The organism is Methylobacterium sp. B1 (assembly GCF_000333255.1).
Classification (GTDB): domain Bacteria; phylum Pseudomonadota; class Alphaproteobacteria; order Rhizobiales; family Beijerinckiaceae; genus Methylobacterium; species Methylobacterium fujisawaense.
Window position 1 is genome coordinate 1 of sequence record NZ_BACT01000333.1, and the last position, 10,983, is coordinate 10,983.

At 69.2% G+C, this 10,983-nt stretch carries 12 protein-coding genes; 8 read left to right on the forward strand and 4 right to left on the reverse strand.

Annotated features, from left to right (window positions below; genetic code table 11):
- The first annotated feature begins 150 nt into the window (after positions 1-150).
- Both I53_RS09705 and I53_RS09710 read left to right on the forward strand, forming a co-directional pair.
- A complete protein-coding gene (locus I53_RS09705) occupies positions 151-1,113 on the forward strand; it encodes a glycosyltransferase (RefSeq protein ID WP_043349781.1) in 963 nt (320 codons plus the stop codon).
- Positions 1,103-1,561, forward strand: coding sequence for a GtrA family protein (locus I53_RS09710; protein WP_043349782.1), 459 nt, complete (start codon positions 1,103-1,105; stop codon positions 1,559-1,561). The genes I53_RS09705 and I53_RS09710 overlap by 11 nt, the downstream gene beginning before the upstream one ends.
- Positions 1,562-1,936: 375 nt before the next feature.
- On the opposite strand, the gene I53_RS09715 is transcribed toward I53_RS09710, so the two are convergent.
- On the reverse strand, positions 1,937-3,550 hold the full coding sequence (locus I53_RS09715; protein WP_043349785.1) for a hypothetical protein: 1,614 nt from the start codon (positions 3,548-3,550) through the stop codon (positions 1,937-1,939).
- 412 nt (positions 3,551-3,962) lie between these two features.
- Here I53_RS09715 and I53_RS09720 point away from each other — a divergent pair, with 412 nt between their 5' ends.
- On the forward strand, positions 3,963-4,190 hold the full coding sequence (locus I53_RS09720; RefSeq protein ID WP_043349788.1) for a hypothetical protein: 228 nt from the start codon (positions 3,963-3,965) through the stop codon (positions 4,188-4,190).
- Between the two features lie 37 nt (positions 4,191-4,227).
- Here the strand turns inward: I53_RS09720 and I53_RS09725 are convergent, their stop codons facing one another.
- Positions 4,228-4,491 carry a hypothetical protein gene (locus I53_RS09725; protein ID WP_043349789.1) on the reverse strand — a complete coding sequence of 88 codons (264 nt, stop codon included), beginning with the start codon at positions 4,489-4,491 and terminating at the stop codon, positions 4,228-4,230.
- 239 nt (positions 4,492-4,730) lie between these two features.
- Here I53_RS09725 and I53_RS09730 point away from each other — a divergent pair, with 239 nt between their 5' ends.
- The 5 genes from I53_RS09730 (at position 4,731) to I53_RS09750 (ending at position 9,913) form a co-directional block, all read left to right on the forward strand.
- Positions 4,731-5,021: a hypothetical protein gene (locus I53_RS09730; protein ID WP_043349792.1), complete on the forward strand. Its 291-nt coding sequence runs from the start codon at positions 4,731-4,733 to the stop codon at positions 5,019-5,021.
- 970 nt (positions 5,022-5,991) lie between these two features.
- The gene (locus I53_RS09735) at positions 5,992-6,993 is read left to right on the forward strand and encodes a GHMP kinase (protein ID WP_051044748.1); all 1,002 of its coding nucleotides are present in this window, start codon (positions 5,992-5,994) and stop codon (positions 6,991-6,993) included.
- Between the two features lie 68 nt (positions 6,994-7,061).
- On the forward strand, positions 7,062-7,994 hold the full coding sequence (locus I53_RS09740; RefSeq protein ID WP_043349794.1) for an NAD(P)-dependent oxidoreductase: 933 nt from the start codon (positions 7,062-7,064) through the stop codon (positions 7,992-7,994).
- A gap of 82 nt (positions 7,995-8,076) precedes the next feature.
- Positions 8,077-8,664, forward strand: coding sequence for an SIS domain-containing protein (locus I53_RS09745; protein ID WP_043349796.1), 588 nt, complete (start codon positions 8,077-8,079; stop codon positions 8,662-8,664).
- Between the two features lie 10 nt (positions 8,665-8,674).
- Positions 8,675-9,913 (forward strand): HAD-IIIA family hydrolase, encoded by a 1,239-nt coding sequence (locus tag I53_RS09750; RefSeq protein ID WP_251982271.1) that lies wholly within the window; start codon positions 8,675-8,677, stop codon positions 9,911-9,913.
- Between the two features lie 51 nt (positions 9,914-9,964).
- Here I53_RS09750 and I53_RS33825 read toward each other — a convergent pair whose 3' ends face one another.
- Entirely contained in the window at positions 9,965-10,114 is a 150-nt protein-coding gene (locus I53_RS33825) for a hypothetical protein (protein WP_164706398.1), read from the reverse strand.
- Positions 10,115-10,212: 98 nt separating this feature from the next.
- The gene (locus I53_RS09755; protein WP_043349801.1) at positions 10,213-10,755 is read right to left on the reverse strand and encodes an NUDIX hydrolase; all 543 of its coding nucleotides are present in this window, start codon (positions 10,753-10,755) and stop codon (positions 10,213-10,215) included.
- Between the last annotated feature and the right edge of the window lie 228 nt (positions 10,756-10,983).

A 10,983-nucleotide genomic window follows, 5' to 3' on the forward strand; every position in this document is an offset into this window, starting at 1 on the left:
CGGGTCCGCCGAAGGACGTAGCCCGCCCTCCTTCGGCCGGCGCCGCTACGTCGAAAGCGCGGTCCGGCTCCGGAGCGCGGCCGATTGTGGTCGATCCGGACGGCCCGCACGGTGGCGGCAGGCCTCAGGCAGAGGCCGCGGAGCCCCGCCATGTCCGTCCTTGGCCTCGTCGCCGAAACCGCGCGCCCGCCCCGCCTGGCCGTTCTGGTCCCGTGCTACAACGAGAGCCTGACGATCGCGCAGGTCGTCGGCGATTTCCGCGCGGCCCTCCCGACGGCGCAGATCTACGTCTACGACAACAACTCCACCGACGGGACCGCCGAGGTCGCCCGAGCCGCGGGCGCGATCGTCCGGATCGAGCCGCGCCAGGGCAAGGGCAACGTCGTCCGGCGGATGTTCGGCGACGTCGAGGCCGACATCTACATCCTGGTCGACGGGGATGGCACCTACGACGCCGCGGCGGCACCGTTCCTGGTCGGACGGGTGCTCAAGGACGACCTCGACTTCGTCAACGGCGCCCGCGCGGAGGTCTCGCAGCAGGCCTACCGGCCGGGCCACCGCCTCGGGAACCGCGTCCTCACCGGCCTCGTCCAGGGCGTGTTCGGGCGCGAGTTCCGGGACATGCTCTCGGGCTACAAGGTCATGTCGCGCCGCTTCGTGAAGTCGTTCCCGGCGATGTCCAGCGGCTTCGAGACCGAGACCGAACTCGTGGTCCACGCGCTGGAGCTGCGCATGCCCGCCGCCGAGGTCACGACGGCCTATCAGGAGCGGCCGGCGGGATCGGTCAGCAAGCTGCGCACCTACCGGGACGGTGCGCGCATCCTGTACCTGATTCTGCGCCTGATGAAGGACGAGCGGCCGCTCCAGTTCTTCGGCGCGCTCAGCGTGGCGCTGCTGCTCGCCGCGCTCGTGCTGGTCGCGCCCGTCATCGTCACCTTCGTCGAGACCGGCCTCGTGCCGCGCCTGCCGACGGCGGTCCTGAGCCTCGGCATCGTGATCCTCAGCGTGCTGACCTTCTTCACCGGGATCGTCCTCGACCTGACGACCCGCACCCGTCAGGAGCTGAAGCGCCTGCTCTACCTTTCGGTGGCCCGGCAGCTCGATGTCCGCTGAGGCCCGGGCACCCCGCAGCGAGGCGGAGCGCTTCGCGCGCTTCTGCCTCGTCGGCGGGATCGGATTCGTCACCGATGCCGGGCTGATGGCGCTCTGCATCCACGGCTTCGGCTGCGGGCCCTTCGCCGCCCGGGCGGTGTCCTTCACGGTGGCGGTGCTGGTCACGTTCCTGCTCAACAGGAGCCTCAGCTTCGCCGATCTGCGGGGGCGCCCGGTCCTGAGCGCCCTGGCCGGCTACCTGCTGGTGCAGGCCTTCGGCTTCGCCTGCAACATGCTGGTTTTCGCTCTGGCGATCCTCCGGCTTCCCGAGCCGTTCTCCGCCCCCCTCGCCGCGCTGGCCCTGGCCTCCGCGGTCGCCCTCGTCCTGAACTATGCGGGCGCGCGCCTCCTCGTCTTCTCCCGGGTCGGCTCCCGGGTCGGCTTGTCGTCCGCCCCCGAGCTTCGATAGCGGGGCGGCGCGGCTGCCCAGGCCAGCCTCCGATCCGCAGGCCGCGCCGCGATATCGGGACGGGTCCGGCCGTAGCGGACGGCCGTGTCCGGATCGCTCCCTGGACGGAGCCGGCCTCTCGGTCCGGCCGTGCTGGACCAATCCGCACCGTCGGCTTCGGCTGCCGGAAGGCGCTGGAGCCGGTTCAGCTTCGGGACGGGCCCGTTCGTTGCCCGGTGAGATCGTCTGAAGGTCCGGGTAGCGCGATCCGCGCCTGATGCCCGACCGCGGGGGGACCGCCGCCGTGCATCCCCCGGAGGTGGCCGCTTCGCGTCTCCGCCGGCGCATGCCGTCCGTCCCGCCGCGGACGGGTCGGCTCGGCACGCGCAGCGCCCGTCACACCGGCTTGCGCGCCGGCTGCGGCTCGCCCGGCCCGCCCGCACGGACCGCGAGCGCTACCATGAACAGCGCGCTGAGCCACGCCAGGCGCGCTTGGTAGCGGTCATGCGGTCCGGACAGAGCGCCGCAGGCCACCGCGTTGACGAGCAGCAGGAGGCAGATCCCGGTCCCGATCAGCATGAGGCGATCCAGACGCGCCCGGGTGTCGGCCCCGAGCCGGGGCCGCAGTGCCCAGTAGAGCGCGGTGACGGCCATCGCGGCCAAGCAGGACAGGAGGTTGACGCCGAAGGCACCCTGCAGGGTCGGGACGAGCGCGGCCTCCGGCGGGCACACGCCGGGTTGCGCGAGGCACCGGTCGAGCTTGGGGATCGTCTTCAGGATCGCGGCCGTCCTGAACTCGGCATCGTCGACGAGGAGATGCGTCCCGATCACGAACTCGGTCATGTCCACGCTGACGAGCTGCCGCAGGGCGTTGCGCGTCGAGGCCGCCGCCTGCGCGATCGGATGATGCAGGATTGCCGCGCGGACGAAGCGCCCCTCCTCGGCGCCGAGCGCCGTGCGCAGGGCGGCGGGCGCGGTGCTGAAGTTGGGACCGGGGCTCCCGCTGCCCCAGAGAAAGTCATTGTGGTCGACGAAGTGCCGGCCTGCGAAGGCGCAGGCCGCGAAGGGGCGATCGGACGGCGTGCAGGTCTCGGTGAGGAGCAGACGCCCCGGCCCATCGGCGATGACGCGCGCCATCAGGTAGGGCGGCGTTCCGACCGGATGCCCGGAGACGCGTTCCGCGAGCCGGAGATAGGCCGCATTGAAAGCGAGCCCCAGGATCAGCGCGCCGCCGATCCAGAGCAGCGACGCCCTGCGGACATGTCGGTCTGCGAAGGGGACGAGCCGGCACAGCGCGATCAGGACGAGCGCGGATCCGGCCAGCAGGACGATCGTGGCATGCATCACCAGGCTGAGGGCGACAACGCCCGCATAGGCGAGGGTTTTTCCGCGGGACGCCGCTGTGTCGAAGACGAGCAGCAGGGCCGCCAGGACGAAGGTCGCCGCGAAGATGTCGGGCATCAGGAAGCCGCTGAACGCCCCGGCGGAGGTGAGCAGCGCCAAGGCCGCCAGACCGGCCAGGACCGCACCGGGCCGGGGCCGCTCCCAGACGAGATCGAGGAATGTCACGGTCAGCCAGGAGACGAGGACGGATTGGAGGACGATGATCCACCACACGCTCACCAGGGCGGACAGGACGTAGAGCAGCAGCGCATAGACCGGGGAGCGCCCGCCCGCGATCGCGGCAAGGCCGCCCGCCGCATCCGAACTCGCGGCCGGATCGGCCATGACGGCGCCGCCGCTGCCGGCCGCCGCCGCCGAGCCGCCGAGCCGGGCGAGACCGCTGAGGATGCTCCGGCCGATGATGAAGTAGTGCTCGCTGTCGGGGAACAGGAACGGGTGGCCGTTCCAGAGGGCCGGGATCAGAAACAGGATCGTCCCCGCCGACACCAGGATCGCCAGTCGCCCGGCGCCGCGGCGTCCGGCGGGTGAGCTCTCCGCGGACGCGCGCATGCGGGCGGGGGCGGCGCCAGGGCTCAAGGGGCCGGAGCGCTCGTCGACGATGATCATCGGTCCGGTCCTCGATCCCTCTGGCGCCATCGCGGGCTGCGTCCCCACGGCACCCGGACCCTGGTCCCCGTCACGCGAGCCCAGGAGCGCGCCGCCGATCGGCAAGCGGCTTCCGAGCCGCGATCTGCCGGTCCGACGTGGCACGGGCCGTCCGGGGCGGACTATCTCTCCTTTATGGGTAGGGGGCCGGCACGGTCGTCTCGCGGGGGATAGCCGCCCGGGACCGGACGGTGACACCATCCGCAATCGGTATGGGGATACGTAATTCTGTCCGGCTGCTCGCGGGGGCCCGAGACGGCTAAGGGTTTCCCACAAGACTCTCGGGCGCCGGCGGCTTCGCCTCCGACCGCAACCGCGCTCCGGGCGTTGTGCGAGAGGCTCTACGGGATCACGCGTAGAACAGGAGCCCGGCATGTTGGACGGCGACGCCTTTGCCCACGAGATCGCGGCGCTCCTGATCGCCGACATCAAGACGTCCGGCGCACGCACGCGGGGCGAGCTCGAGGAAGCCTGCCGGGTTTCCCTCGAAAGCCTGCTCGGCGACGCCGCGGTGCCGCCCGGGATCGCCGTGCTGATGCCGATCGGGCTGGACCGGTGGCCGCGGGTGGTCGTGAAGGGGCGGCGCCTGCCGGACGTGTAGGGAGCGTGGACCGGTTCCGGCCAGCACCGTCCCGGTCCTAGCGGCCGATCACACCCGTACCGCCGGTCGGGCCGATCGCGTTCGGTCCGGTATTCGGGGCGGGCGTCGCGGCCTGGTTGCGCTGGATGTCCATCCGCAGCGTGTTGCTCTGGGTCGTCTGCTCCTGCCGCAGGGCGCGCAACTGGCCGCCGGTTTCCATGGATCGGTTGGCGGCGTTGGGATTGGCCTGCTGAACCTGGGCCGATGCCGGTGTCGCGGCGATGGCGGCCAGACAGAGGCTCGTGGTGATGAGGAGGCGCATGGGGAGGCTCTCGCGCTGACGGATCTTGCGGGGTCGACCCGCCGAGGGCCCGCCAAGTTCCCTCCGCCCGGCCGCGGATCGCGCTGCGCCGCCTCGGCTGCCCGGAATCCGCGTCGCGCGTGAGCGGGCGTCCCCCGGCCCTGCGGCAGGGTTAGCCGAATCTTGCGGTCCCGCGGCATCCTTCACGGCTTGTTAAGATGTCGGGGCAAGGCTGGGGGCGCTGTCGGGAGTGGGGTCTGATGCAAGCCTTGTCGGCGGAGGATGAACAAGCGGTCGAGCGGCTCACGCTCCGACTTCTTCAGGACGCCTATTGCGACCTCGCCGCCGTGCTGCGCGGCGCGCAGCCGCAGGCGGCCGCGGCGATCCTCGGGGTCATGGAGCAGCGCGTGACCGACGTCCTCACCCGGATCTGCCGGCAGGGTTCGGAAGGGGCGGCCTCGGTCGAGATCGCCGTCGCCGTCGGCGAGCGGATCGGCGAGATCATGGATCAGGCGCATGGGCGGGATGGGCCCGGCGTGCGGGCCGCCTGAGCCGGTGAACCCGCCCCGGCGCTCGCGGCACGGACGCCGCCGCGAGCCCTGCGTGATGGCGCGCCGCGGTTTCAGCGAGGCCGTTCGAGGCGCTGCCGGAGGCCGGGCCGACCGATGGCGGCAGACGGCTCGCAGAGGGAACCCGGCATCCGTGCAGACTTCGTGTCCGGCGCGGGGCTGTCCGTTGCCGTGCCGGGAGGCCGTCGAACCGACGGACCGATGCACACGGATGCGCGGATCCTCATCCTGGGCCCAAACGATCGTTTACGAACCTTTAACCCTGATTTCGGAAGCTGCATCCACAGGAACGACCGCTTCGAAACTGCGGTCGCAGTCGGGATATATGGGCCAGGATCACCGGTCGTCCGATGGGATGCGTATATCGATCCCTCCCGCAGGGCGCGGCGCCGGGACGGGGCCGGCGGGACGATCGACGACAGCCGACGGGATCGTGACGGCCGGGACAGTGCTCGGCGGCCGGAGACGTGTGTCCGCGGGGGCTTCGCAGCTGGGGCGCGCGATCTGCAACGGCGTGACGCGTTGGCGCGAACGCCGCAGGGGCGCTCTCCGGCGGGCCGAGGATGTCCGGTCTGGCGCCTTCGCCGCTGCGATCGGGGGCGTGCGCGGTCGGCTTCAGGATGGGCTGGTCCCGCATCGTTCCAAGAGAGAGCGCCCGGGACGAGGCCGTTCGGCATCGGCTCGCGCAGGACGAAATCCGGTTCTCATGGGATCCCGGGTTCAAAGCCATATGAAAATCTTCGCCCGTTCGATCTGAAGGATTGTCGATAAATAGACCGAAAAGGACATTTGACGTGTCGCGCTTGAGGAAGAGCCCTTGCCGTTGCTCCTGCCACAGGCGCCATGGCACTGTTTCTTGCGTGTGCGCGTTGCAGTGCGCTCGATTGATCCGGTCGGACCGTGTTTTCAATGTCCAAAACAACGACGCGCATGCAAGATCTGGAATGCCTAGATGCTGACGGTCACTCGGACGCCACTTCGAATCAGCCTTTTCGGTGGCGGCACTGATTATCCTGAATATTTTGAGCGCGCGCCCGGTGCGGTCGTCGGGACGGCGATTGACAAATACATTATCATCGCTGCGCTCGATTTGATTGGTTGCCAGGATTACAATTATAGATTGAGCTATTCCCGGATCGAGCATTGTAACAATGTCGAGGACATAGAGCATCCGGTCGTCCGGGAAGTCCTCAAGCATTTCGATGTCAATCGTCGGCTCGACATAAGCATCATATCCGATTTGCCTGCGGCAGGCAGCGGACTCGGATCCTCGTCGGCCTTCACTGTCGGGTTTCTTCGGACAATCTATACAATTCTGAACCAGAAACCGACAAAAATCGAGTTGTCGAAGAAGGCCATTGAAGTCGAACGCGAGATCCTGCGCGAGAATGTCGGCGTGCAGGACCAGCTCCATGCCGCCTTCGGTGGGATCAACCGGTTCGATTTCAGCGGTTCCGCGATCCGCATCTCCCCCGTTCAGATGAGTTCTGCGGCCACACAGCAGCTCAACGCGTCGATGGTGCTGGTCCATACGGGCATCGCGCGGCGCGCGACGACCACGGTCGCCGCCCAGATCGCCGTGACGCGCGCGCGCGCGATCGACAAGGAATTGTCCGAACTCTACCGTCTCGTCGAGGAATGCGTCTCGCTGCTGGAGGCGGGGACGAGCGGCTGGCTCACGCAGCTCGGCGATATGCTCTCCGCCTCGTGGCGCATCAAGCGGACCCTGTCGCGTGAGGTCTCGAATGCGGTGCTCGACGATCTGTTCGAGGCGATCATCGCGTCGGGGGCCTACGGGGCGAAGCTGTGCGGCGCGGGCGGGGGCGGTTTCTTCCTCGCCCTCATCGATCCGGACCGGCTTCCGACTCTGACCGAACGGGTGGCGCCGCTATCCGTCGTTCCGATCGGCATCGATGTCGACGGGTCGACCCTGATCTATCGCCAGACCCGCTGAGCGGCGCCCGCCCATCATTCCAGCCCGGCCGCAGGCGGCCCGACGGCTCATCGCGACGAGAGGCAACGATGCGAATTCTGATCACCGGCGGCGCCGGCTATATCGGGACGATCCTGGTGCCGATGCTCCTGGAGCGCGGGCATCACGTCACGGTTCTCGACACGTTCAAGTCCGGAGGGCCGGACCTGTCCTCGGCCTGCCAGTATGACGCCTTCGAGCCGATCAAGGGCGACGCGCGCGACACGCGCATCCTCGACGACCTGATCCCGAAGCACGACGTGCTCATCCCCCTCGCGGCCCTGGTCGGCGCACCCCTGTGCAAGGAAGACGCGATCGGCGCCACGACCCTGAACCGCGATGCCGTGATCGCCCTGGTCCAGCGCGCGGGCGGCGAGCAGAGGATCGTCTACCCGACGACCAATTCGGGCTACGGCGTCGGCGAGGCCGGCAAGTTCTGCACAGAGGAGTCGCCCCTGCGGCCGATCTCGCTCTACGGCACCACCAAGGTCGAGGCCGAGACGGCCGTGCTCGACAGCGGGCGCGGCGTCAGCCTGCGGCTCGCGACGGTGTTCGGCATGGCGCCGCGCATGCGCCTCGACCTCCTCGTCAACGATTTCACCCACCGGGCCGTGACCGACCGGGCGCTCCTGGTCTTCGAGGGCCACTTCAAGCGCAACTACATCCACATCCGCGACGTGGCCAAAGGCTTCATCCACGCGATCGACAATTACGACCGGATGCGCGGCGAGGCGTACAATCTCGGCCTGTCAAGCGCCAACCTGTCGAAGCTGGAACTCTGCGCGCGCATCAAGGCGCACGTCCCGAATTTCGTCTATGTCGAGGCCCCGATCGGCGAGGATCCGGACAAGCGCGACTACATCGTGTCCAATGCGAAACTGGAGGCAACCGGCTGGTTCCCCGACTTCGACCTCGACCGGGGGATCAAGGAGCTGATCAAGGGCTTCCGGATGATCCGCAATTCGCGGTTCGCCAACGTCTGATCCGGACGGCTCCAGCCCAGCAGCGATCACCCCGCCGGACGGCCCGACAGGTCGGCCGGCGCGGTCACGGACCGAGGTGCTCATGAGCGCGATCGTCGACTTCCTCACGCAGACCCGCGACACCTTCCAGGCGGCCCTCGACGATTCCCGCTTCCAGGCGACCCTCGCCGAGATCGCCGACGTGGTGACCGCATCCCTGCGCGGCGGCGGCAAGCTCCTGACGATCGGCAATGGCGGGAGCGCCGGCGACGCGCAGCACATCGCGGGCGAGTTCGTCTCGCGGCTCAATTACGATCGGGCGCCCGCCGCCGCCCTGGCGCTGACCACGGACACCTCGGTGATCACCGCGATCGGCAACGATTACGGGTACGAGCACGTGTTCGCGCGGCAGGTGCTCGCCCTCGGGCGGCCGGGCGACGTCCTGCTCGCCCTCTCCACCTCCGGGCGCTCGCCGAGCGTGCTGAAGGCGATGGATGCGGCGCGGGCGCTTGGCGTGCGGGTCGTCGCGTTTACGGGCGCGACGGGCGGAGCGATGCCGGAACGGGCGGATCTGTGCCTGTACGCGCCGTCGGACGCGACGCCCCTGATCCAGCAGGTCCACATCACCGCCGCGCACATCGTGTGCGGCCTCGTCGAGGAAAGCCTGTTCCCCCGCGGGACGGCGGCGTGAAGGGCGGCCCGTGACCGAGAGACCGAGAGGCGCCGGCAGCCCCGTCCGGCAGGCCATGATCCTGTGCGGCGGATTCGGCACCCGCCTGGGCGCGCTGACGTCTGCGATGCCCAAGCCGCTGCTGCCCGTGGCGGGCGAGCCGTTCCTGGACGTCCTGCTGTTCGAGCTCGGCCGCCACGGCTTCACCGACATCGTGCTGCTGGCCTCCTTCCACAGCGAGAAGATCCGCGCCTACGCCGCCGACAACGCGGTCGCGCGACGCTTCGGCATGACGCTGCGGGTCTCGATCGAGCCGGAGCAGGCTGGGACCGGCGGCGCCGTCGTGCACGCCCTCCCCGAGGCGGACGAGACCTTCCTCCTGCTGAACGGCGACTCGTGGTTCGACGTCAACCTGCTGGCCCTGCCCGCCCTGGCGGCGCGTCATCCGGAGGCGGCGATGGTCCTGTCGCTCCGCCGGGTGCCGGACGCGGCACGCTACGGCGTCGCGCTCCTCGACGGCGTGCGGATCACCGCCTTCCTCGAGCGGCCGCCCGAGCCGGGCCCCGGTCTCGTCAATGCCGGCGTCTATCTGGTGCGCCGCGACGCCTTGAAGGGCTTCCCGCCGGCCTGCTCGCTGGAACGGGACGTCCTGCCCGCTTTGGTCGCCGAGGGCCGCGTCGTGGGCGAGGCCTACGACGGTTACTTTCTCGATATCGGCGTGCCCGAGAGCTACGACCGCGCTCAGGTGGAGATCCCGGCCCGCCGGACGAGACCGGCCGCCTTCCTCGACCGGGACGGGGTCCTCAATCACGACCACGGCTATGTCGGTTCCGTGGACCGGTTCCACTGGATGGAGGGCGCGCGTGATGCGGTCCGCGCGCTGAACGACGCCGGCTTCTTCGTGTTCGTCGTCACGAACCAAGCGGGGGTCGCCCGCGGCTTCTACACCGAGGCCGATGTCGCCCGTCTGACGGCCTGGATGCGGGACGACCTGCGCGCGGCGGGCGCGCATATCGATGATCTCCGGTACTGCCCCTATCATCCGGACGGGACGGTGGAGGCCTACAGGGCGGTCCACGGCTGGCGGAAGCCCGAACCCGGCATGATCCTCGACCTGATGGACCACTGGGACATCGACCGCGCGCGCAGCTTCCTGATCGGCGATCAGCAAACCGATCTCGCCGCCGGCCGGGCGGCGGGGCTCGCCGTGCATCACTTCCGGTCGGACGACCTGCTCGCCTTCCTGCGCGAGGCCGCGCTGACGGGCTAGGAAGCGGCAACACGTGTGGGGGACCAGGGCGCGCGTCGCCGCGCGGCGGGTTCAGTCGTGGGACTGGATCGAGAGCTCCGCCTCGGCCGCCTCACGCATGGCGCGGTCCCAGTCGAGCCGGCGCTTGGGCGGCGTCTCGCGCTCGGCGTCCGCGGCCTTCCGATCTCGCGGAGCGACGATCTTGATGTCGTACTCGGGCACGCTTCAATCCGCTCTTTAACCTGCGATTAATCGTATTGGCGGAACGCGCGGGCCTTGTCAGCGGTTCGATCGCTCGATCCACAATCCGGTGACGCCCCTCATCCGCGGCCGGACAGACCGATCAGGATCATGGCGGCATGCACGGCTCCGACGATGGAGCCCGACTGGGCGAGCCGCAGAGCCTCGGCCCGCGGCACGCGCATCACCGCGATGTCTTCGCCGGGATCCGGACGCGCCGGCCCGGCCGCGATCACGCGCGCGCGGACGAGATGCATGCGGTTGGCGTAGCGGGCCGGATCCGCGTTGAGGGTGACCACGCGTTCGGCATCGGCAAAGGTGTAGCCGGTTTCCTCGCGCATCTCGCGCTCGGCGGCCGCGAGGATATCCGTGTCGCCGGGGTCGATGGCCCCGCCCGGAAGCTCCAGGCTCGGGCTCCCATAGGCGTGCCGGTATTGGCGTACGAGGATGACGTGATCGGCCGCGTCGATGCCCAGCACGAGGGCGATGTCCGCGGTCTCGAGCACGTAATAGGGATCGAGGACGTGGCCCGAAGGTGTCACGCAGTCGTCGGCACGGAGTCCGAGCCATCGATCCTTCATGATGTAGTGCGACTTGCGTATCGTCCACGCGGTTTCGGGCATGATTGTTTCCAAATCGAAGATATTGGTAGTGTTTTTGGCAGAGATGCGCTGAACAGCGCGAGGGTGCGGGCGGTATGGATCGGGTCGAATCCAGTGGTCCTGCCCTGCCGTCGATCCGGGCCGGAGCGATCGTTGCGCCCCTCCAGCTCAGCGGGTAAGCGTCTCGGGCACGTAGAGTCTCGCGCCGCGGATGTCATAGGTCGTACGATGACGGGAACGAAACTCGCC

Excerpts from the sequence above, each read along its gene's own strand:
- I53_RS09710 (WP_043349782.1), top strand. The coding sequence starts at position 1,103 with ATGTCCGCTGAGGCCCGGGCACCCCGCAGCGAGGCGGAGCGCTTCGCG.
- I53_RS09755 (WP_043349801.1), bottom strand. The coding sequence starts at position 10,755 with ATGCCCGAAACCGCGTGGACGATACGCAAGTCGCACTACATCATGAAG.
- I53_RS09715 (WP_043349785.1), bottom strand. The coding sequence starts at position 3,550 with ATGATCATCGTCGACGAGCGCTCCGGCCCCTTGAGCCCTGGCGCCGCC.
- I53_RS09735 (WP_051044748.1), top strand. The coding sequence starts at position 5,992 with ATGCTGACGGTCACTCGGACGCCACTTCGAATCAGCCTTTTCGGTGGC.
- I53_RS09740 (WP_043349794.1), top strand. The coding sequence starts at position 7,062 with ATGCGAATTCTGATCACCGGCGGCGCCGGCTATATCGGGACGATCCTG.
- I53_RS09745 (WP_043349796.1), top strand. The coding sequence starts at position 8,077 with ATGAGCGCGATCGTCGACTTCCTCACGCAGACCCGCGACACCTTCCAG.
- I53_RS09720 (WP_043349788.1), top strand. The coding sequence starts at position 3,963 with ATGTTGGACGGCGACGCCTTTGCCCACGAGATCGCGGCGCTCCTGATC.
- I53_RS09725 (WP_043349789.1), bottom strand. The coding sequence starts at position 4,491 with ATGCGCCTCCTCATCACCACGAGCCTCTGTCTGGCCGCCATCGCCGCG.
- I53_RS09730 (WP_043349792.1), top strand. The coding sequence starts at position 4,731 with ATGCAAGCCTTGTCGGCGGAGGATGAACAAGCGGTCGAGCGGCTCACG.
- I53_RS09705 (WP_043349781.1), top strand. The coding sequence starts at position 151 with ATGTCCGTCCTTGGCCTCGTCGCCGAAACCGCGCGCCCGCCCCGCCTG.